The sequence below is a fragment of the Streptomyces sp. NPDC059832 genome, assembly GCF_042731715.1.
In the GTDB taxonomy this organism is placed as follows: Bacteria; Actinomycetota; Actinomycetes; order Streptomycetales; family Streptomycetaceae; genus Streptomyces.
Window position 1 is genome coordinate 295,259 of the sequence record NZ_JBHWIY010000009.1, and the last position, 21,445, is coordinate 316,703.

18 protein-coding genes are annotated in these 21,445 nt (G+C 70.0%); 7 read left to right on the forward strand and 11 right to left on the reverse strand.

Annotation, left to right across the window (positions count from 1 at the left end):
• Positions 1-238 precede the first annotated feature (238 nt).
• Positions 239-1,423 (forward strand): trypsin-like serine peptidase, encoded by a 1,185-nt coding sequence (locus ACFV8T_RS18790; RefSeq protein ID WP_385328723.1) that lies wholly within the window; start codon positions 239-241, stop codon positions 1,421-1,423.
• Between the two features lie 87 nt (positions 1,424-1,510).
• Here the strand turns inward: ACFV8T_RS18790 and hflX are convergent, their stop codons facing one another.
• The 6 genes from hflX to miaA all read right to left on the reverse strand — a co-directional run bounded on the left by hflX (position 1,511) and on the right by miaA (position 9,488).
• Positions 1,511-3,031: a GTPase HflX gene (gene hflX, locus ACFV8T_RS18795; protein WP_385328724.1), complete on the reverse strand. Its 1,521-nt coding sequence runs from the start codon at positions 3,029-3,031 to the stop codon at positions 1,511-1,513.
• A 143-nt stretch (positions 3,032-3,174) separates the two neighbouring features.
• A complete protein-coding gene (locus tag ACFV8T_RS18800; RefSeq protein WP_385328725.1) occupies positions 3,175-4,629 on the reverse strand; it encodes a M1 family metallopeptidase in 1,455 nt (484 codons plus the stop codon).
• 96 nt (positions 4,630-4,725) lie between these two features.
• The gene (locus ACFV8T_RS18805) at positions 4,726-6,891 is read right to left on the reverse strand and encodes a RelA/SpoT family protein (RefSeq protein ID WP_385328726.1); all 2,166 of its coding nucleotides are present in this window, start codon (positions 6,889-6,891) and stop codon (positions 4,726-4,728) included.
• Between the two features lie 140 nt (positions 6,892-7,031).
• On the reverse strand, positions 7,032-7,904 hold the full coding sequence (dapF, locus tag ACFV8T_RS18810) for a diaminopimelate epimerase (RefSeq protein ID WP_385328727.1): 873 nt from the start codon (positions 7,902-7,904) through the stop codon (positions 7,032-7,034).
• Positions 7,905-8,004: 100 nt separating this feature from the next.
• Positions 8,005-8,442 carry a hypothetical protein gene (locus ACFV8T_RS18815; RefSeq protein WP_385328802.1) on the reverse strand — a complete coding sequence of 146 codons (438 nt, stop codon included), beginning with the start codon at positions 8,440-8,442 and terminating at the stop codon, positions 8,005-8,007.
• Between the two features lie 107 nt (positions 8,443-8,549).
• On the reverse strand, positions 8,550-9,488 hold the full coding sequence (miaA, locus tag ACFV8T_RS18820) for a tRNA (adenosine(37)-N6)-dimethylallyltransferase MiaA (RefSeq protein WP_385328728.1): 939 nt from the start codon (positions 9,486-9,488) through the stop codon (positions 8,550-8,552).
• Positions 9,489-9,698: 210 nt separating this feature from the next.
• Here miaA and ACFV8T_RS18825 point away from each other — a divergent pair, with 210 nt between their 5' ends.
• On the forward strand, positions 9,699-9,977 hold the full coding sequence (locus ACFV8T_RS18825; protein ID WP_385328730.1) for an antitoxin: 279 nt from the start codon (positions 9,699-9,701) through the stop codon (positions 9,975-9,977).
• 84 nt (positions 9,978-10,061) lie between these two features.
• Here ACFV8T_RS18825 and ACFV8T_RS18830 read toward each other — a convergent pair whose 3' ends face one another.
• The 3 genes from ACFV8T_RS18830 to zwf all read right to left on the reverse strand — a co-directional run bounded on the left by ACFV8T_RS18830 (position 10,062) and on the right by zwf (position 13,992).
• Positions 10,062-10,775, reverse strand: a complete 714-nt coding sequence (locus ACFV8T_RS18830; RefSeq protein ID WP_385328732.1) for a class III extradiol dioxygenase subunit B-like domain-containing protein — start codon at positions 10,773-10,775, stop codon at positions 10,062-10,064.
• Between the two features lie 60 nt (positions 10,776-10,835).
• A complete protein-coding gene (miaB, locus tag ACFV8T_RS18835) occupies positions 10,836-12,365 on the reverse strand; it encodes a tRNA (N6-isopentenyl adenosine(37)-C2)-methylthiotransferase MiaB (protein WP_385328734.1) in 1,530 nt (509 codons plus the stop codon).
• Between the two features lie 202 nt (positions 12,366-12,567).
• A complete protein-coding gene (zwf, locus tag ACFV8T_RS18840; RefSeq protein WP_385328735.1) occupies positions 12,568-13,992 on the reverse strand; it encodes a glucose-6-phosphate dehydrogenase in 1,425 nt (474 codons plus the stop codon).
• Positions 13,993-14,598: 606 nt separating this feature from the next.
• On the opposite strand from zwf, the gene ACFV8T_RS18845 reads away from it, so the two are divergent.
• Complete coding sequence (locus ACFV8T_RS18845; protein ID WP_385328736.1) at positions 14,599-15,597, forward strand: TAXI family TRAP transporter solute-binding subunit; 999 nt, start codon at positions 14,599-14,601, stop codon at positions 15,595-15,597.
• A gap of 24 nt (positions 15,598-15,621) precedes the next feature.
• Here ACFV8T_RS18845 and ACFV8T_RS18850 read toward each other — a convergent pair whose 3' ends face one another.
• Both ACFV8T_RS18850 and ACFV8T_RS18855 read right to left on the reverse strand, forming a co-directional pair.
• The gene (locus ACFV8T_RS18850; RefSeq protein ID WP_385328737.1) at positions 15,622-17,016 is read right to left on the reverse strand and encodes an ATP-binding protein; all 1,395 of its coding nucleotides are present in this window, start codon (positions 17,014-17,016) and stop codon (positions 15,622-15,624) included.
• Positions 17,017-17,031: 15 nt separating this feature from the next.
• Positions 17,032-17,724: a response regulator transcription factor gene (locus ACFV8T_RS18855; protein ID WP_385328739.1), complete on the reverse strand. Its 693-nt coding sequence runs from the start codon at positions 17,722-17,724 to the stop codon at positions 17,032-17,034.
• Positions 17,725-18,081: 357 nt separating this feature from the next.
• Between ACFV8T_RS18855 and ACFV8T_RS18860 the strand changes: the two genes are divergently transcribed.
• The 4 genes from ACFV8T_RS18860 (at position 18,082) to ACFV8T_RS18875 (ending at position 21,410) form a co-directional block, all read left to right on the forward strand.
• Positions 18,082-18,867, forward strand: a complete 786-nt coding sequence (locus tag ACFV8T_RS18860) for an amino acid ABC transporter ATP-binding protein (protein ID WP_266427622.1) — start codon at positions 18,082-18,084, stop codon at positions 18,865-18,867.
• A 69-nt stretch (positions 18,868-18,936) separates the two neighbouring features.
• On the forward strand, positions 18,937-19,773 hold the full coding sequence (locus tag ACFV8T_RS18865; protein WP_385328741.1) for a glutamate ABC transporter substrate-binding protein: 837 nt from the start codon (positions 18,937-18,939) through the stop codon (positions 19,771-19,773).
• A gap of 75 nt (positions 19,774-19,848) precedes the next feature.
• Positions 19,849-20,514: an amino acid ABC transporter permease gene (locus ACFV8T_RS18870; RefSeq protein ID WP_385328743.1), complete on the forward strand. Its 666-nt coding sequence runs from the start codon at positions 19,849-19,851 to the stop codon at positions 20,512-20,514.
• Positions 20,511-21,410, forward strand: coding sequence for an amino acid ABC transporter permease (locus tag ACFV8T_RS18875; protein ID WP_385328744.1), 900 nt, complete (start codon positions 20,511-20,513; stop codon positions 21,408-21,410). The genes ACFV8T_RS18870 and ACFV8T_RS18875 overlap by 4 nt, the downstream gene beginning before the upstream one ends.
• Positions 21,411-21,445: the final 35 nt, after the last annotated feature.

Below are 21,445 nucleotides of genomic sequence, written 5' to 3' on the forward strand. Positions count from 1 at the left end.
CCCGGCGGCGGTGACGGCACATCGGGGGCCCCTGGCGCGGCAGTTGCGCGCCGGGGGCCCTTTCCGTCGTGCCGCGCCGCCGGCCGGCCGCGTCCCGTGCGGGCCGTGCCGCCGTGGCGGGGAGCACGCTCCGGACCGTCATAGGGTGAGGCCCTGCATCTTCGATGGCCGCTGGTCCGACCATCGAACCGCATGACACGTTCATGGCAATTTCGGAATTCTCGGGGGTACCTTCTCCATGCGATCCATACGTCCGCTGCTCGCCGCGACCGGGCTCGTCGCCGCGCTAGCGCTGACGGCCACGGCCTGTGGTCCGAGCGAGGACAACGCGACCGGCAAGCCCGCCGCCGACTCTGCGGGCGGCCAGGACGCGGGCGGCCAGGACGCCGGCGGCTCCCTGCCCGACGGCCTGGCCGAGACGCTGAAGAAGCACGGCGTCGACCCGGAGAAGTGGAAGAACGGCGAGTGGAAGAACTGGGACAAGGACAAGTGGCTGCGTGAGGCCAAGGACTTCGTCAACCCGGTCATCGAGGGGCTGTGGAAGCCCGACCGGATGAAGTCGGCCAAGGACCCGGCGAAGACCATGGCGGCCGGCGACGTCTCCGGCGACCGGGGCGTCACCGACCCGGAGCCCGCTCCGGTGCGGGCCGAGCGCGAGAAGACTCCGTACCACAGCTACGCGGCCCCGGTCGGCAAGGTGTTCTTCGACTCCCCCGAGGGCTCGATGGTCTGCTCGGGCACCGTCGTCAAGGATCCGGGGAACCCGGGCCGCTCCAACCTGGTGTGGACCGCGGGCCACTGCGTGCACGCCGGTTCGAAGGGCGGCTGGTACCGCAACATCGTCTTCGTGCCCGCGTACAACGACAAGGGCAAGTCCGCCGCCGCCCTGGAGAACGCGCAGCCCCAGGAGATCGCCCCGTACGGCGCGTACTGGGCGGACTGGGCGACGACGTCCGGGGAGTGGCTCGCCGACGGCGGCCCCACCGGGGGCGAGGGCGCTCCCTATGACTACGCGGTGCTGCACGTGAAGCCGGAGAAGGGCACCAAGTCCCTGGAGGAGACCGTGGGCAACGCCCTGTCGGTCGACTTCGACGCTCCCGGGATCTCCCGGATCGATGCCATGGGCGCCTGGGGATACCCCGCCGCTCCCCCGTACGACGGCCTGATCATGCACAAGTGCGTCGATCGCCCCGGGCGGCTGTCCATCAGCCCGAGCACTCCGGCGATGTACCGCATCGGCTGCACCATGACCGGTGGGTCGTCCGGCGGTGGATGGTTCAGGAAGGGCAGCGACGGCAAGTCCGTGCTGGTCTCCAACACCTCCATCGGACCGGTGACTTCGGGGTGGCTCGCCGGACCCCACCTGGGTCCGGGCGCGCAGGACGTCTTCACCACCATGAGCGAGAAGTTCGCCGGCCACTGACGGCCACCGGCACCCGATGACGACCCGAAGGCCCGCCCCTGGTCGGGGCGAGCCTTCGGGTCGTTGCCGGGCCGTATCGCGTCGCGGTCAGTGCGCCACGGGGACGAACGAGGAGAGCTCGGCCGCCAGTTCCTCGTGCACCCGCGCCTTGAGCAGGGTGCCCTCCGGCGTGTGCTCCTCGGAGATCACCTCACCCTCGGCATGCACCCGGGAGACGAGTCCGCCCTGGATGTACGGCACGAGCGCCTCGATCTCGACCGACGGCCGCGGCAGCTCGGTGTCGATGAGCGCGAGCAGCTCCTCGATCCCGGCGCCGGTGCGCGCCGAGACGGCGATCGCGTGCTTCTCGATGCGCAGCAGTCGCTGGAGCACCAGCGGATCGGCCGCGTCCGCCTTGTTGATCACCACGATCTCGGGCACGTTCACCGCACCCACTTCGCGGATCACCTCGCGCACCGCGGCGAGCTGCTCCTCCGGCACCGGGTGGGAGCCGTCCACCACATGCAGGATCAGGTCGGATTCGCCGACCTCCTCCATGGTGGAGCGGAACGCCTCGACGAGGTGGTGCGGCAGATGCCGTACGAACCCGACGGTGTCGGCCAGCGTGTAGAGCCGGCCGCTCGGCGTCTCGGCCCGGCGCACGGTCGGGTCCAGGGTGGCGAACAGCGCGTTCTCCACCAGGACGCCCGCACCGGTGAGCCGGTTGAGCAGCGAGGACTTGCCCGCGTTGGTGTAGCCGGCGATGGCGACCGACGGCACCTTGTTGCGCTTGCGCTCCTGGCGCTTGATCTCGCGGCCCGTCTTCATCTCCGCGATTTCCCGGCGCATCTTCGCCATCTTCTCGCGGATCCGGCGCCGGTCCGTCTCGATCTTGGTCTCACCGGGACCACGGGTGGCCATGCCGCCACCGCCGCTGGAACCGCCGCCGCCCATCTGACGGGAGAGCGACTGACCCCAGCCGCGCAGCCGCGGCAGCATGTACTGCATCTGTGCCAGCGAGACCTGCGCCTTGCCCTCTCGGGACTTGGCGTGCTGGGCGAAGATGTCGAGGATCAGGGCGGTCCGGTCGACCACCTTGACCTTGACGACGTCTTCCAGGTGGATCAGCTGGCCGGGGCTGAGCTCACCGTCACAGACGACGGTGTCGGCCCCTGATTCGAGGACGATGTCGCGCAGCTCCAGCGCCTTGCCCGAACCGATGTAGGTGGCCGGGTCCGGCTTGTCGCGGCGCTGGAAGACCGCGTCGAGCACCTGGGCGCCCGCCGTCTCCGCCAGCGCGGCCAGCTCCGCGAGGGAATTCTCCGCGTCACGCACGGTCCCCGACGTCCAGACGCCGACCAGCACCACGCGCTCCAGGCGCAGCTGTCGGTACTCGACCTCGGTGACATCTTCAAGCTCGGTGGAGAGTCCGGCCACACGCCTCAGTGCGGCTCGCTCGGAGCGGTCGAGCTGCTCGCCGTCCCGCTCTCCGTCGATCTCGTGGCTCCAGGCGACGTCCTCTTCCATCAGGGCGTCGGCCCGAAGGCTCTCGGTGAGGCTTTCGGTGACATTCTCCGTAGCGCTCTGCGCATCCTGCGCGTCCTGGGGAAGGGAAGAAGAGGAGGTCATTGGATCCTTACGTCGTTGGAAGTCCGTTACATCAGTCACAACGCGTGACCCCTTCCGATGATTCCCGCTGTCGGGAATCTCCGGTCCGGCCGCCGCGGCGACTCGTCGATAGTGGCATGGTCCGCCGCACCAGTCACCCGGGTTTACCGCTGTCCGGCGGGCGCGGTGCTGTGCCAGTCCGGGTGCCCCGGCATCGGCGGGGTCTTCTCCCCGTACAGCCAGCCGTCGAGGAACGAGGTCAGGTCGCGGCCCGCGGTCCGGGACGCCAGCCGGACGAAGTCCTCGGTGGTGGCGTTGGAGTCCCGGTGCTTCCGCACCCAGCTCCGCTCCAGCCGGTCGAACGCGCTCGCGCCGATCTCCTGGCGCAGCGCGTAGAGGATCAGTGCGCTGCCGTCGTACACCACCGGCCGGAACAGGCTGACCTTCTGTCCGGGTGCCGGGGCGTCGGGGCGGGCCGGGGGGCCGCCCGCGGCGCGCCAGCCGTCGGACCTGGTGTATGCCTCGCGCATCCGGCGTTCCAGGGACTTGCCGGCGTGCTCCTCGGCGTAGCGGGCCTCGTACCAGGTGGCGTGTCCCTCGTTGAGCCACAGATCGGACCAGTTCTGCGGGGAGACGCTGTCGCCGAACCACTGGTGGGCGAGCTCGTGCACCATGATCGAGTCGAGGTACCACTCGGGATAGCCCGCCCCGGTGAACAGGGAGCGTTCGAAGAGCGAGAGCGTCTGGGTCTCCAGCTCGAAGCCGGTGTCGATGGCGGCGACGAGCAGTCCGTACGTCTCGAAGGGATAGCGGCCGACCTGCTGTTCCATCCACTCCAGCTGGGCAGGGGTCTTGCTCAGCCAGGGTTCGAGACGCTTACGGTCGGCGCCGGGCACCACGTCGCGTACCGGCAGTCCGTGCGGGCCGGTCCGGCGCAGGACGGCGGAGCGCCCGATCGAGACCTGGGCCAGTTCGGTGGCCATGGGGTGTTCGGTCCGGTAGGTCCAGGTGGTGTCGGCGCCGTGCCGGGCCGTGCCGGTGGGCAGTCCGTTGGCCACCACGGTCAGGTCCTTGGGCGCGGTGACCCGGAAGGTGAAGTACGCCTTGTCGGAGGGGTGGTCGTTGCTCGGGAAGACCCGGTGCCCGGCATCGGCCTGATTGGCCATCGCCAGACCGTCGGCGGTGCGCACCCAGCCGCCGCTGTCCCGGTCTCCGCCGGGGTCGCTGGTGTGGTGGACGGTGATGTGCAGCGGTACCCCGGCAGGGAGTCGGCCCAGTGGCTGGATGACCAGGTCCTCGTCCTTGACCGCGAAGTCGGCGCGCAGACCGTTGACTTCGACCGTGCGGACGGTGCCCCGGGTGAAGTCGAGGTTGATCCGGTCGAGCGGTTCGGTGGTCCGCGCGTCGATCCTGGTGACGGCGTCCAGCGGCTTGCTGTTGTCGCCGTGGTAGGTCAGTCCGATGTCGTAGGCGCGGACGTCGTACCCGGGGTTGCCGAGATGGGGGAAGAGCGGATCGCCGATGCCGAGCGGCACGGGTGAGGGGAGGGTGGCGGCGACGAGAGTGGCTGATGCGGTGGCCAGCAGAGCGGCCCGCAGACGGCGGGAGATGAACGGCATGAACTACCGCTACCAGCGACTTCCCGCTGGACAGGTGCGGCGCGCGCCGCACCACCCGAATGAGAGCGCTGTGGCGGATGGCTCCGACCGGAGGAGTCAGACGATGGCCACGGGGTGCTGGGCGCGGCTCACGTCGTACACCCCGGGCACGTCACGCATGGCGCGCATCAGGGCCGGCAGTCCGGCCGCGTCGGGGAGCTGAAGGGTGTAGGTGTGCCGGACCCGCTGTTCGCTGGGCGGTTCGACGGTGGCGGAGATGATCGCCGCGTCCGCCGTCGCAATCGCCTCGGTGAGATCGGCGAGCAGCCGGGGGCGCCCGAAGGACTCGGCGACCAGCGTGAACCGGCAGTCGGTGGCCTCCTCCCAGCTCACCCCGACCGGCGCCCGGCCGACGGACCGCATCCGGGCGACGGCGGAACACTCCAGCCGGTGCACGGTGACGGCTCCGCCGCGCACGACGAATCCGGTGACGGCGTCGGGTGGTACGGGGGTGCAGCAGCCCGCGAGCCGTACGGTGGCGTCCGGCCGGTCCACCACGGCGGTCGCGGCAAGCCCGGCGCCGGAGGGTTCCGGTGGCTGCGGTCCGGGCCTGGAGTGGCCCTGCGGCGGCTGCTCCGGCCCGGTTTCCGCGGGCCGGCCGCCGTGCGGGCCCCGGGCGTCTTCCGGGTGGGCGTCCAGCCAGCCGGTGATGGCGATGCGGGCGGCGGGGGTCCTGGCGTGGTCGAGCCAGTCGGGCGAGGGGCCGGAGGCGGCGTCCTCGGCGAGCAGCAGCTGCACGGTGTCGCCGTCGCTGAGCACGGTGCCGAGGGTGGCCAGCCGGCCGTTGACCCGGGCGCCGATGCAGTTGTGCGCTTCGTTCCCGTACTGCGCGTAGGCGGCGTCGACGCAGCTGGCTCCGGCGGGCAGCCCGAGCGTGCCGCCGTCGGTCCGGAAGACCGTGATCTCCCGGTCCTGGGCCAGGTCGGCGCGGAGCGTGGTCCAGAAGGTGTCGGGGTCCGGGGCGGACTGCTGCCAGGCGAGGAGCCGGGAGAGCCAGCCGGGCCGGGTGGGGTCGGCGCGCTCTCCGTCCGCGGGTTCGGCGGCCTGGGGGCCGGCGCCGCCGTCCGCGGCGTACGGATTGCCGAGGGCGATGACTCCGGCCTCGGCGACCTTGTGCATCCGGTGGGTACGGATGAGGACTTCGGCGACCGCCCCGTCCTCGCCCACGACGGCGGTGTGCAGTGACTGGTACAGGTTGAACTTGGGGGCGGCGATGAAGTCCTTGAACTCGGAGATCACCGGGGTGAAGCAGGTGTGCAGTTCGCCGAGCACGGCGTAGCAGTCGGCGTCCTCGCCGACGAGCACCAGCAGTCGGCCGAAGTCGGTGCCGCGCAGTTCGCCGCGCTTGACGCCGACCCGGTGCACGGAGACGAAGTGGCGCGGCCTGATGAGGACTTCGGCGGGGATTCCGGCCTCCCGCAGCACGGTCGTGACGTTCTCGGCGACGGTCGCGAGCGGGTCCTGGAGGGCGGCGCCGGAGCCGTCCGACCGCGCCGACGCGGCGGCGATCAGCGCGCGGGTCCGCTCGTACTCCTCGGGGTGGAGGATCGCGAAGACGAGGTCCTCCAACTCGGTCTTGAGGGCCTGCACGCCGAGCCGTTCGGCGAGCGGGATCAGCACGTCGCGGGTGACCTTGGCGATCCTCGCCTGTTTCTCGGGCCGCATCACGCCGAGGGTGCGCATGTTGTGCAGCCGGTCGGCGAGCTTGATCGACATGACCCGGACGTCGTCCCCGGTGGCGACCAGCATCTTGCGGAAGGTCTCCGGCTCGGCGGCTGCTCCGTAGTCGACCTTTTCGAGCTTGGTGACGCCGTCGACGAGGTAGCAGACCTCTTTGCCGAACTGGTCCCGTACCTGATCGAGGGTCACATCGGTGTCCTCGACGGTGTCGTGGAGCAGCGATGCGGTGAGCGTCGTCGTCTCGGCGCCGAGCTGGGCAAGGATCAGCGTGACCGCGAGCGGGTGCGTGATGTACGGCTCGCCGCTCTTGCGCATCTGGCCGCGGTGCGAGGACTCCGCGAGCACATAGGCCCGGTGCAGGATCGAGAGGTCGGCATCCGGATGGTGGGCCCGGTGGGCCTCGGCGACATGGCCGATGGCGTCGGGCAGCCGGTCGCGGGGGACGGGACCGAGCAGCGCGACACGGCCGAGCCTGCGCAGATCGATCCGGGGACGGCCCCGTCGGCGGATGGGGGCACCTGGGCTGGTGGCCTCTGCACTCATGGGGCACCTCCGGCGACGTCGACCGGCGGTGGGGAGGTGCGGTCGCGCCTCCGGGCCGGTGCTTGATGCTACCGAGCCCACCACGTGGCGGAGTCCGGCTCTCGCCCAGCGTGAAAGGGATCACCCATTCGAGCGAAGCTCTAAGGCCTTTCCGTTTCGAGCCAGGCGGAGTCGATCAGGCCCTCGGCGACGATCACGGCCGGTCCGGTCATCTCGATCTCGCCGTCCGGCAGCTCGGTGATCACGAGGGTGCCGCCGGGCAGATCGACCGTGTACGTGACGGGGGTGCCGGTCTCCGCGGGGTCCGCGCCGTCCCTGCGGGCCGCGGCGACGGCCACGGCGCAGGCGCCCGTGCCGCAGGAGCGGGTCTCGCCGGAGCCGCGCTCATGGACCCGCATGGCGACATGGCGCGGTCCGCGGTCCACGACGAATTCGATGTTGACGCCGTCGGGGTAGACGGCTGCGGGGCTGTAGGGCGGCGCGGAGAGCAGGTCGCCGGCGTGTGTCAGGTCGTCGACGAAGGCGACCGCGTGGGGATTGCCCATGTTCACGTTGCGGGCGTCCCAGCTGCGACCGCCGAGGCTGACCGTGACGCCGTCCTCGGGAAGGAGCGCGCGCCCCATGGAGACCGTGATGGCGCCGTCCTTGGCGATGTGGACCTTCTTCACGCCGCCCCGGGTCGCGACGGCGAGGTCGCCCTCCTCGACGTGTCCGGCGCGCTGCAGGAACCCGGCAAAGACCCGCACCCCGTTGCCGCACATCTCGGCGATCGAACCGTCCGCATTGCGGTAGTCCATGAACCACTCGGCCTCGCCCGCCATGGTCCGCGCCTCGGGGTGCGCGGCGGAGCGTACGGCGTGCAGCAGCCCGTCACCGCCGATTCCGGCCCGGCGGTCGCAGAGCCGGGCGACGACGGACGCGGGCAGGTCGATGGCGTTGTCCGGGTCGGGAACGATCACGAAGTCGTTCTCGGTGCCGTGACCCTTGAGGAAGGCGATCTGCGAGGTGCTCACAGGGCAACTGTACGAAACAGCGCCGACAACCGACTGCCCCGGGCCGCCCCGCCGGCTCACGCGCGAGGGCAGGACCTGCGGAAAGGGACCGCTCCGGCCGTCAGCGGAGCCGTGCCACGCGCCAGACGGCCAGGGCGACCAGCGCGCAGCCGACGACGACGTACAGGGCGATCACCCGCCAGTCGGACCGCTCGCCCGAACCCCGCTGCGGCAGGCCGGGCCAGGTGTATCCCACCCGGCGGGCGGCCATCATGCCCCAGCCGGCCGCGCAGCAGCTGATCAGCAGGCCCAGCATGGCCACGACCGCGCCGCCGTCGCCGAACTCGAAGGCCAGCGGGAAGGCGAACATCAGCGATCCCACCGCGGCAAGCATGACGATCGGTGCCAGCTGCCAGATCCGCAGCCTGCGCGCGGGCCGCAGCTCGACCTCGACCTCGGGGGTCGCTTCGAGCTCGTCCGGCCCGTCGGGGCTCAGACCGCCTGTCCCGTGCAGCGCGTTCGGTGCGTCTTGTTCAGTGTCGCGAGGGCCGGCCTCCATCGCCACGCGCCCTCCCAACTCGGACTCCACTGGTCGATCGATGCTCGATGATGGCACGCTCCAGGTCGCCGAAATGACGGGCAGGGCTTCCCGATGCCATCACGTGATCAGGCTGTAACCGCTCGTTCGACCAACGCCAGCGCCTGGCGCGGGAGTTCCCCGCGGTGCTCCGCGGCGCCGCTCAGCCAGTGGACCCGCGGGTCGCGGCGGAACCACGAGTCCTGACGGCGTGCAAATCGCTTGGTGGCGCGAACGGTCTCGGCCCGCGCCTCGTCCTCGGTGCATTCCTGGGCCAGCGCGGCAAGCACCTGCTGGTAGCCGAGCGCCCGGGACGCGGTGCGGCCCTCCCGCAGCCCCTGCGCCTCCAGGGCGCGCACCTCGTCGACGAGTCCGGCCGCCCACATCCGGTCGACCCTCAGGGCGATGCGTTCGTCGAGCTCGGGGCGGGCCACGTCGACACCGATCTGGACGGTGTCGTACACCGCATCGTTACCCGGGAGGTTGGCGGTGAAGGGCTTGCCGGTGATCTCGATGACTTCGAGGGCCCTGACGATCCGGCGGCCGTTGCTCGGCAGGATGGCCCGCCCCGCTCCGGGGTCGGCGGCGGCGAGCCGGGCGTGCAGCGCTCCGGAGCCGCGCTCGACCAGTTCCTCCTCCAGCCTGGCCCGTACGTCCGGGTCCGTGCCGGGAAACTCCAGGGCGTCGATGGCGCCCTTCACGTAGAGCCCGGAGCCGCCGACCAGGACGGGGGTGCGACCGGCGGCGAGCAGCCGGTCGATCTCGGCGCGGGCCAGCCGCTGGTACTCGGCGACGCTGGCGGCCTCGGTGACGTCCCAGATGTCCAGCAGGTGGTGCGGGACGGAGCCGCGTTCGGCGAGCGTCAGCTTCGCGGTACCGATGTCCATTCCCCGGTAGAGCTGCATGGAGTCGGCGTTGACCACTTCGCCGTCGAGCTGCTGAGCAAGGAATACCCCCAGATCGGACTTTCCGGCTGCAGTGGGACCGACAACGGTGATGACCCGCGGTGCGGGAGCTGAACTTCTCACTGCCACAGTCTCGCAAACCTCGGCGTCTTCCCGAACGAGTGAGCCTGCCCCGCCCCCTCGGGAAGACGCCGAGCCCCGCGCCGCGCCGACCGCAGGGCCCCGGACAGCGCGGATCTTCTCGCGCGCCAGTAGAATTCCAACTAAATATGGGCGTTTTTTCATGGTTTGAAGAAGTGCCCGACCGTAGTCCCCCAGCAGGGAAGGTGCCCGATGGGCTTCCTGGACAATTTGAAGGCCAAGCTGAGCCCCGCCAAGGACAAGGTCGGCGAACTCGCGCATCAGCACGGGGACAAGATCGACCAAGGGCTCGACAAGGCCGCACGGACGGTCGACCAAAAGACCAAGGGCAAGTACAGCGACAAGATCGAGTCCGGCACGAGGAAGGCCAAGGACGCGGTCGAGCGCCTGTCCCACAAGGACCATGGTGGTACGCCCAAGAACGAGGGCGGTACACCCAAGAACGAGGGCGGTACGCCGCCCGCCTCCTGACCGTGAACTGATCAAGTCCGACGGACGGCCGTGGAGCGACGACGCTGCACGGCCGTCACCGGAAGGTCTCCGGGCGGCAGGGGCTCAGGACCAGGTGGCGACCAGGTAGCCCACGCCGTACGGGGCGTCCTCGTACAGCAGCCGCCCGGCCAGGCCCGCCCCTTGCGCCGCGCCCGCGAGCACCTGCCAGGGCGCCCGGCCCGCCGCCTTCAGTTCGTACGCCAGTGACGCGTCCAGCGCGATCAGCGCGCCGGTGTCCGCCGTGCCCAGCGCACGGGCGGCCGCCGCGTCGAACCCCTCGGCACGTTCGTCCAGATAGCCCGGGGCCTTGAGCGTGCGGCAGGCGCTGCCGTCGCCCATCACGAGCAGCGCGACCCGGTCCGCCCTGACGGCCAGGTCCCGTCCGGCGCTCGTGCAGCGGCCGGTTTCGAGCGGCTCTCCCACGCCCAGCCCCTCGACCGGCGCACCGGCCCATTCCGCGCGGGCCAGCAGCCAGGCGCCGACGGAGAGGGACGGCGGAAGCGAGTCGTCCGCCACCGGTCCGCGGTCGCGCCCGAGCCGTACGCCGAGGTCGACGCCGAAGCCCTTGAAGGTGCCGGTGGCTCCCTCGGGGTGCGGGCCACGCCCCGGCAGGTCCGCGGGTCCGACCACGATGAGCAGATCGGGACGCGCGGCGGCGAGCACGCCGAGGGCCTCGGCGCAGGCGTCCCGCACGGCGTCGAGCTCGGGCGCGGCACCGGCGGCGACCTCCGGTACCAGCAGGGGTGGGCAGGGGCAGACAGCGGCGGCGACAAGCATGGTGGGCAGCGTACTGCTTGGCCCCGGCACGCCCGTCGGCCACCGTCGAGGTCCCCGGTGTCAGTCGCAGCCGCAGCCGGGGGCCGCCGCGGCCGGCAGCGGCGCCGGGGCTCCGATGCCCGGCAGTCCCAGCATCACCCCGGCCGGCTTGGCCGCCTCGGCGGCGGTGCGCTTCTCCCAGGCGTCCCCGGCCCGGGTCCGCCGCACGGCCACTGGTGCGCCCTCGGCGAGGAGGTGGTGCGGGGCCGCGTAGGTGATCTCGACAGTCACCACATCACCCGGTCGCACGTCCTGGTCCGGCTTGGTGAAGTGGACCAGGCGGTTGTCGGCGGCGCGGCCGGAGAGGCGGTGGGTGGCGCCGTCCTTGCGGCCCTCCCCCTCCGCGACCATGATCTCCAGCGTCCGGCCGACCTGCTTCTTGTTCTCCTGCCAGGAGATCTCCTCCTGGAGGGCGGACAGGCGCATGTACCGCTCCTGGACGACCTCCTTGGGGATCTGCCCCTCCATCTCGGCGGCGGGGGTCCCGGGGCGCTTGGAGTACTGGAAGGTGAAGGCGTTGGCGAAGCGCGCCTCGCGGACCGCGTGCATGGTCTGCTCGAAGTCCTCCTCGGTCTCACCGGGGAAGCCCACGATGATGTCGGTGGAGATCGCGGCGTCCGGCATCGCGGCGCGCACCTTCTCGATGATTCCGAGGAAACGCTCCTGCCGGTACGAGCGCCTCATCGCCTTGAGGATCGTGTCGGAGCCCGACTGCATCGGCATGTGGAGCTGGGGCATCACATTGGGCGTCTCGGCCATCGCCGCGATCACGTCGTCCGTGAAGTCGCGGGGGTGCGGCGAGGTGAAACGGACCCGCTCCAGCCCTTCGATCTTCCCGCAGGCGCGCAGCAGCTTGGAGAAGGCCTCGCGGTCGCCGATGTCGGAGCCGTACGCGTTCACGTTCTGGCCGAGCAGGGTGATCTCCGAGACGCCCTCGGCGACCAGGGCCTCGATCTCGGCGAGGATGTCACCGGTGCGGCGGTCCTTCTCCTTGCCGCGCAGCGCCGGGACGATACAGAAGGTGCAGGTGTTGTTGCAGCCGACGGAGATCGAGACCCAAGCCGCGTAGGCGGACTCGCGCCGGGTGGGGAGCGTGGAGGGGAAGGCCTCCAGGGATTCGGCGATCTCGATCTGCGCCTCCTCCTGGATACGGGCGCGCTCCAGCAGCACGGGCAGCTTGCCGATGTTGTGCGTACCGAAGACGACGTCCACCCAGGGGGCCCGCTCGACGATGGTGTCGCGGTCCTTCTGCGCCAGGCAACCGCCGACGGCGATCTGCATGCCGGGCCGCTTGGTCTTCATCGGGGCGAGCCGGCCGAGGTTGCCGTAGAGCTTGTTGTCGGCGTTCTCCCGCACCGCGCAGGTATTGAAGACGACGACATCGGCGTCGCCGTCGGAACCCTCGTCCGCACGGATGTAACCCGCGCCCTCCAGCAGCCCCGACAGCCGCTCGGAGTCGTGGACGTTCATCTGGCACCCATAGGTGCGGACTTCGTAGGTCTTGGGTCCCTCGACGCTCACTGCGGGGCTCCGGTCGCTGCTGCTGGTCATGCCCTCAAGGGTATGTGGTCCGGGAGACGGCCCCCGCTGCCTCGGGCCCGGGACGCCGGCGGCGCCCGTGCCGGGGCGGCGGAGGGTCTCCTCTTCGGCCTTCGTCTTCGGCCTTCGCCGGGACGCCGGGAGTGCCTGCCTCCTTCGGCCGGTCCCTCTTCGGCCGGTCCCCTCTCGGTCCGCTCGCTTCAGCCGGTGCCCATCAGTCGGTCCCGAAGAGACGCCGTCCCGGCTGGTGCCAGTGCCTCAGACCGGGGAGCCCGTCGCCCGCCTCCGGGCCCCAGCTTCCCGGCGCGTACGGGAGGGGTTGCCCGGCGGGGTCCAGCACGGGCTGGACGATCCGCCAGCACTCCAGGATCGCGGGGAAGAAGGCGAAGTACTCGGGGTCGCCCTCGACGGCTCCGCGGAGGATGTTCTCGTACGGGAGTTCCTGCCGCCCCAGTGCCTGCGCGAAGTCGACGCCGACGGGGACGGTCACCGGCTCCTCGCCCTTCCCGGGCTTGCGCAGCATCAGGTCGGCCCTGATTCCGGTGTCGCCGGCGATGCGGAAGCGGATGAGGTTGGACGTCGTCTCCGTCGCGTCCCCGCCGAAGAGCTCCAGCGGCGGCTTGCGCAGTTCGACCACGACCTCCGTGGCGGTCACGGCCAGCGCCTTGCCGCTGCGGAGGTAGAAGGGCACCCCTGCCCAGCGCCAGTTGTCGATGAACAGACGGGTCGCGAAGTACGTCTCGGTGGTGGACTCCGGTGCGACGCCTTCGACGTCCAGGTAGCCCCGGTACTGGCCGCGCACGGTGTCCGCGGGGTCGATCGCGCGGGTCGCGTGCAGCACCCGCCACTTCTCCAGCCCCTGGGCACGGGCGTTGGTGACGCTCGGCGGGTCCATCGCCAGGAAGGCGAGGACCTGGAGCATGTGGTTCTGGACCACGTCGCGCAGGCAGCCCACCCCGTCGTAGAAGGATCCCCGGTCGGCGACGTCGAAGTCCTCGACGAGGGAGATCTGGACGTTGTCCACGTAGGAGCGGTGCCAGATCGGCGCCAGCAGGGTGTTGGCGAAGCGGGAGACCATCAGGCCCTCCACCGCGTCGGAGCCCAGGAAGTGATCGACCCTGAGCAGGTGGTGCTCGTCGAAGTAGGCGCCCAGCGCGTCCTGCAGTTCCCGCGCCGAGTCGAGATCGTGCCCGAACGGCTTCTCCACCACCAACCGGGCGTTACGGTTCAGGCCCGCCCCGCCCAGGCCCGCCGCGACGGCGGTGAACAGCGACGGGGGGATCGCCAGATAGTGGGTCACGAAGCCGAACCCGGCCACGGCCTCGCGCAGTCTGTCGAAGGTGGAGCTGTCGGCGAAGTCACCGGTGACGATGGACAGGCGCGCCGCCAGCCGGCCGAAGACCGCCTCGTCGATGTCGGTGCAGGCGGCTGCGACCGCCTCCCGTGCGTGCCTGCGGAGCGCGTCGTCGTCCCAGTCGGTGGCGGCCACACCGATGACGGGGACGTCGAGTCTGCCGTTCTCGGTGAGGCGGTACAGCGCGGGGAGCAGCATTTTCTTGGCCAGGTCGCCGGAGATGCCGAAGAGCACCAGGGCGTCGGAGTGTTCGAGGTCGGTGGAGGTGAGGAGCGTGTCGCTCATCGCGAGCGTCCTTTCAGGGGTGAGGCTCCGCGGGTCGGGGGAAGCGTCGTGCGGGACCGGCGCCGGTGCGGGATCCCAGACGGCCTTGGCGGGCTGACGAGGTCAGGCGACCAGGACGCCCACGGTGATCACCAGCTGGTTCGGCGTGCGCAGGCGTTCACGGATCCTCGTCGGTGAGATCTCGACGGCACCCGTGTCGAAGCCGAACATGGGAGCCGCCCAGTGCGGTCGCGGCCGCCCGGAGTGATCTTGCGGACCCCTTTCGGCGAAACCTCGGTCAGAGGCCCCTCGGTGCCCGGCTCCCTGAAGAAACCCTGAACCATGTCATGTCCCCGTCTCTCGGCACCCCCTCGTCTCTCAGCACCCCCTTCGCCCATCCTCGGCACCCGGCAGGAGACCGGGGTACTTGGACGGGCAGTCGGGTGAACCCCGCACGACCGGGCGTGACGGGATCGCGCGAGGCCGGTGAGAACGGGCGTGACGGGGTCGCGCGGAGCCGATGAGGCCGGGCTTCCGGAGGCGGAAGACGGGACGGGACCGGGCCCGGGGCGGGGGCCGTGAGGCCGGCCCTGGTCATCGCCGGAGCGGACTGGCAGGATCGCCGCCATGCTCCAGGCACTCTCCCGTATCGGCAGGCGACGCGTTCTTCAGGCGTGCGCCGCCGTCGCCGTCGTGCTCGGGCTGCTGCTGTGGTGGCTGCTGCCGCTCGGGCAGCCGGCACCGACGGGCACGCTGACCTTCAGCACCGGTGTGCGCAGCGGGGTCTACCAGCGCTACGGCGAGCGCCTCAAGGGAGACCTGGCCAGGGATCTGCCCGAGGTGTCGATACGGCTGCAGACCAGCGAGGGCTCGCAGCAGAACATCGCACGGGTGGCGACCGGGAAGGCCGACTTCACCATCGCCACCGCCGATGCCCTCGCCACCTATCTGCACAGCGGCAAGCCGGGCGCCGACCGGCTGCGGGGCTGTGTGCGGCTGTACGACGACTACATCCAGCTGGTCGTGCCCCGCGACTCGGAGGTGCGGAAGGTCTCGGATCTGCTCGGCAAGCGCGTCGGGGTGGGGCAGCGCGGTTCGGGGGTACGGCTGGTCGCCGACCGGCTGATGACCGCCGCGGGGCTCGATCCCGAGAACGACGTGACACCGGTTTCCGCCGGTATCGACACCATGCCGAAGCAGTTGGAAAACGACCGGCTCGATGCCTTCTTCTGGTCCGGCGGACTGCCCACGTCCGCCGTGCAGGAGTTGTCGGACCGGTTCGCGATCCGGCTGGTGCCGCTGGAGGCCCCGCTGGTCAAGGAGCTCCAGGCGGTGGGCGGGTCCGCCCGCTACTACCGTTCGGCCATGATGCCCGCCGACGCCTACCGCAACGCGCAGCAGGATCAGGCGGTGCCGACGGTCGCGGTCGCCAATGTGCTGGTGACCACGGACCGTTCGGATCCGGCGCTGACGGAGGCGTTCACCCGGACCGTGATCGACAGCCGGGACCGGATCGGGCGCGAGGTGCACGCGGCCCAGCTGGTGGACCTTCGTACGGCGATCTACACCGATCCGCTGCCGCTGCACGAAGGGGCCAGCCGCTACTACCGCTCAGTCAAGCCCTGACCGTTCTCCTCGGTCCCGTTGCGCTCAGCCCTGCGGGCCGTTGCGCGGCACCGAGACCGTCACCCGCAGCCCGTGCGGCTCATGGGCCGCGTAGCTCAGGGAGCCGCCGCCGGCCGCCAGGAGCGCCTGCGAGATGGAGAGCCCGAGGCCGGAGCCCTGGATGTTCTGATGCTGGGTGCTGCGCCAGAAGCGGTCGCCGATGCGTTCCATCTCCTGCGCGATGAGGCCCGGCCCGCGGTCGGCGACGACGACTGTGACGTCGTCGCGGCCGGAAGCGACCGTGACGACGACCACTTCCCCGGCGGGGGTGAACTTCAGGGCGTTGTCGATGATCGCGTCGAGGGCGCTCGACAGCGCGATGGGGTCCGCCCAGGCGGTCACCGCGGACGAGCCGTCCGCCCTGAGCCGTACCCCCTTCTCCTCGGCCAGCGGCCGCCAGGACGCGACCCGCTCCGCGGTGAGCGCGCCGATGTCCGTGAGTCGCAGATCGGCCGCGGCGTGCTCGGCCAGCGCCAGGTCGAGCAGGTCGTCGAGGACCTGCCCGAGGCGCTTGCCCTCCGTGCGCACGGAGGCGATCTCCTCGTTGCCCTCGGGGAGTTCGAGCGCGAGGAGCTCGATCCGCAGCAGCAGCGCGGCGAGGGGGTTGCGCAGCTGGTGCGAGGCGTCGGCGACGAAGGCGCGCTGCTGCTCCAGCACATCCTCGACGTTGTCGGCCATCTCGTTGAACGACCGGGCCAGGCGCCTCAGTTCCGGCGGCCCACCGGAGGCCGCGACCCGGGACCGCATCCGCCCGCTGGCGATGTCGTGGGTGGCCGCGTCCAGGGTGCGTACGGGCAGCAGCACCCAGCCGGTGAGGCGAATCGCGGCGCCGACCGCCACCAGCATCGCGACCGCTTCGCCGGCCGCGATCAGCAACCAGCCGCGCAGCGTGCGCGAGCGCATCTCCTCGGTGGGCGAGTCGAGCACCACGACGGCGACCACATCGCCGTCCCGTACGACGGGCGAGGCGACGACGACCCGGCCGTCCTGCCACGGCCAGACCTGCGGCGGATCGTGGCTGCGCCGGCCCAGCAGGGCCTCCTTGAACGCCTCGCGCCCCTCCCCCTCGATCGGGAGCTGCCAGGCGGCGGGGGCCTTCGCCATGGCGCTGTCGTCGCGGTAGAAGACACCGGCGCGGATGCCGTACACCGATGCGTAGGTGTCGAGTTCGCTCCGCAGGGTGCGCCGCCGCTCGTCGTAGCCGGCTGCCCGCTCGGTGATGAACTGCGCGAGTGCGGCGAAGCGTGCCGTGTCGTCGATGCGGTCGATGACGACGCGTTGCTGCTGGGCCGCCGCCACGCTGACGGCCAGCGGGAAGCCGAGGGCGAGCAGCACGCCCGCCATGAGCACGATGAGCAGGGGAAGCAGCCTGGTACGCACCTGGGACGTACGCCTCTACGCGGACGGGGCGACGAGGCGGTAGCCGACCCCGCGCACCGTCTCGATCAGTGCGGGCAGCCGCAGCTTGGAACGCAGGGACGCGACATGCACTTCGAGCGTGCGCCCCGTGCCCTCCCAGCTCGTGCGCCACACCTCGCTGATGATCTGCTCCCGGCGGAACACCACTCCGGGGCGCTGGGCGAGCAGCGCGAGCAGATCGAACTCCTTGCGGGTGAGCTGGACTTCGGACCCGTCGACGCTGACCCGGCGGGTCGGCAGCTCGATGTGGACATGTCCGAGACGCAGCGCGGCGACGGGCGTGGGCACGGTGTCCTCGCCGGACGCGTTGCGCCGGCTGACGGCGTGGATGCGGGCGAGGAGTTCGCCGGTGTCGTATGGCTTGACCACGTAGTCGTCGGCGCCGAGATTGAGGCCGTGGATCCGCGACCGGACGTCTGCGCGCGCGGTCACCATGATCACCGGTGTGGAGGTGCGCTTGCGGATCTTCCCGCACACCTCGTAGCCGTCCTGGTCGGGCAGGCCCAGGTCGAGGAGCACGACACCGAACGGCTCCGTGTCCGCGGGCAGCAACGCCTGCAAGGCCTCCTCGCCGCTGCGCGCGTGCACGACCCGGAAGCCGTGCCGGGCCAGGATCGCGGAGAGGGCGGCCGCGACATGGTTGTCGTCCTCGACGAGCAGCAGTCTCATGGCCTCCCTTTCCGGTTCTCCGATGGTTTCGATCGTGCGGTGCCGGTACGCGTCGGCAGAAGTTTCGGTGCGGTCTCTCGTACGCTCCCCGTCACTTCCCCGTACCGAGGCGTTTCACGTCATGCCGTACGAGGGCATCCACTCCGATGAGAGGCAGGTCAGTCAAGGCCCGCCCGCCGCATCCGGCCATCTGTTATCCACCCGGTACGCCACGTGCGTCACACCCCGCACCCCGTTCACACGGAGTGTCCGGTTGCCGCCGGATCGTTATCCTCAATTTCCGCTCAGATGTAATGACGCTGGTAGCACCGCGTCACTAGGGTCCTTCCCAACCGAGGAGGACGGAGCAAGAAGCCGATGAGCGGAGTTTCAGTGACCAAGGGCGCCGAGGACGCCGCGCCTGCGGCGAACGACCTTGTCGTACTGAGCAACGTCAACAAGCACTTCGGCGCGCTGCATGTGCTCCAGGACATCGACCTGACCATCGCCCGTGGCGAGGTCGTGGTCGTCATCGGGCCCTCCGGGTCCGGGAAGTCCACGCTGTGCCGCACGATCAACCGCTTGGAGACGATCGACTCGGGCGCCATCTCGATCGACGGCAAGCCGCTGCCCCAGGAGGGCAGGGAGCTGGCCAGGCTGCGTGCCGACGTCGGCATGGTCTTCCAGTCGTTCAATCTCTTCGCGCACAAGACGGTGCTCGAGAACGTGATGCTGGGCCAGATCAAGGTCCGCAGGACGGACAAGAAGTCCGCCGAGGACAAGGCCCGTTCGCTGCTCGACCGGGTGGGTGTGGCGACGCAGGCCGACAAGTACCCCGCGCAGCTCTCCGGCGGTCAGCAGCAACGCGTGGCCATCGCAAGGGCGTTGGCGATGGACCCGAAGGTGATCCTCTTCGACGAGCCGACATCGGCGCTCGACCCCGAGATGATCAACGAGGTGCTGGAGGTCATGCAGCAGCTCGCCCGGGACGGCATGACGATGGTCGTCGTCACCCATGAGATGGGCTTCGCGCGCTCGGCCGCGAACCGGGTCGTCTTCATGGCCGACGGAAAGATCGTCGAAGAGGCCACGCCCGACCAGTTCTTCAGCAACCCGCGCAGTGACCGGGCCAAGGACTTCCTGTCGAAGATCCTTCACCACTGATTGATCCTGCACCACCGGGCCCCGGACCGGCTGATCACTCACATCGCGTCAACTCTAGGGAAAACCACCATGCAGCTTCGTAAGGTCACCGCCGCCTCGGCCGCCGTGCTCGCTCTCGCCCTCTCCGCCACCGCCTGTGGTTCCGACAAGGCGGACGGCGGCTCGGGCGACGGCAAGAAGATCACGATCGGTATCAAGATCGACCAGCCGGGCATCGGCCTGAAGACGCCCGACGGCAAGTACACCGGCTTCGACGTCGATGTCGCCACATACGTGGCGAAGGAACTCGGCTACGACGCCAAGGACATCGTCTTCAAGGAGACCAAGAGCGCCGACCGCGAGACGGCGATCGAGCGCGGTGACGTGAAGTTCATCGCCGCCTCCTACTCGATCAACGACGAGCGCCTGCAGAAGGTCGACTTCGCCGGTCCGTACCTGCTGGCCCACCAGGACATCCTGGTCCGCGCCGACGACAACTCGATCAAGTCCCCGGCCGACCTGAACAACAAGAAGCTGTGTTCGGTCGCCGGCTCGACCTCGGCCAAGAACGTCAAGGACAAGCTGGCCCCGAAGGCCGACCTCCAGACGTACGGCGGCTACTCGGAGTGCCTGACCGGCCTGGAGAACAAGGTCATCGACGCGCTGACGACCGATGACAGCATCCTGGCGGGCTACGCCTCGCAGGCGAACTTCCAGGGCAAGTTCAAGCTGGCCGGCTTCAAGATGACCAACGAGAACTACGGCATCGGCCTGAAGAAGGGCGACGCCGACCTCAAGAAGAAGATCAACGACGCGCTCACCAAGATGGTCTCGGACGGTTCCTGGGACAAGGCCGTGAAGGACAACTTCGGCCCGGCGAACTACAAGAACGAGCCCGCCCCGAAGATCGGCAACATCGTCAAGTGAAGCAGGGCTGACCGGGCGCGCCGTCCGTGAACGACGGCGCGCCGTGCCCTCCTACACGCGGAAGCGCGGGAGATCGTGTTCGACTTTCTTGATGGTTACGACCTGCTGGGGGCCTTCTGGGTGACGGTGCAGCTCACCGTCTACTCCGCCCTCGGCTCCCTCATATGGGGAACGCTGCTGGCCGGAATGAAGGTCAGCCCGGTCCCCCTGATGCGTGGCTTCGCCACCGCCTACGTGAACGTGGTCCGGAACATTCCGCTGACCGTGATCATCGTGTTCTCGTCGCTGGGCCTGTACCAGACACTGGGCATCGCGCTCGGAGCCGACGTCACCGATGACATCAACTTCAGGCTGGCCGTGCTCGCCCTGGCCGCCTACACGGCCGCCTTCGTCTGCGAGGCGCTGCGCTCCGGCATCAACACGGTTCCGGTCGGCCAGGCCGAGGCGGCGCGCGCACTCGGGCTGAGCTTTACTCAGGTACTGCGGCTGATCATCCTTCCTCAGGCGTTCCGTGCGGTGGTCAACCCGTTGTCCAACGTGCTGATCGCACTGACGAAGAACACCACGGTCGCCTCCGCGATCGGCGTCGTCGAGGCCTCCTACCTGATGAAGGACATGATCGAGGCCGAGGCCCAGCTGATTCTGATCGCGCTGGTCTTCGCGTTCGGCTTCGTCGTCCTGACCCTCCCGACCGGCCTGATCCTCGGCTGGGTGAGCAAGAAGGTGGCGGTGAAGCGATGAGTTCCGTCCTCTACGACGCCCAGGGCCCTCGCGCCAAGCAGCGCAACATCCTCTACACGGTGCTGTTCGTGCTGTGCGCCGCTGCCGTGGTGTGGTGGGTGTACGACGGTCTGGCCGAGAAGCACCAGCTCGACTGGATCAAGTGGAAGCCCTTCTTCACCAGCCCCCAGCCGTGGCAGACGTACATCTGGCCGGGCCTCCAGAACACGCTCAAGGCGGCGTTCTTCGCCCTGATCATCGCGCTGCCGCTGGGCGCCCTGTTCGGGATCGGCAGGCTCTCGGACCACCGCTGGGTACGGATGCCGGCCGGCTTCGTCGTGGAGCTCTTCCGTGCCGTCCCGGTATTGATCCTCATGATCACCGCGAACGCGGTGTACGCGGAGTACACCACCATCGGCACCGATGTGCGTCCGCTGTACGCCGTGGTGACCGGACTCGTGCTGTACAACTTCTCGGTCCTCGCCGAGATCGTGCGGGCCGGGATCGAGACCCTGCCGAAGGGCCAGGCGGAGGCCGCCAAGGCGCTCGGCATGCGCAAGAACCAGATCATGCTGTCGGTGCTGCTGCCGCAGGCGGTGACGGCCATGCTGCCGGCGATCGTCAGCCAGCTCGTCGTCATCGTGAAGGACACCGCTCTCGGCGGCGCCATGATGACGTTCCCCGAACTGCTGGCGTCGGTCCGCCCGATGAGCGCGAACTACGGCGCGAACACGATCGCCTGCTTCACGATCATCGCCCTGATCTACATTGCCTTGAACTTCGCCCTCACGTCCTTCGCCAGGTGGCTGGAGCAGTGGCTCCGGCGCAACAGGAAGGCGAAGGGCACCGCGCCCGGGGGCGCACCCGAGACCATCGGTACGCCGTCGCTCGTCATCGATGACGGGCGCGCCGTCTGACGGCTCGTCGGAACGAGTGCCCGAGGGGCGGTGGC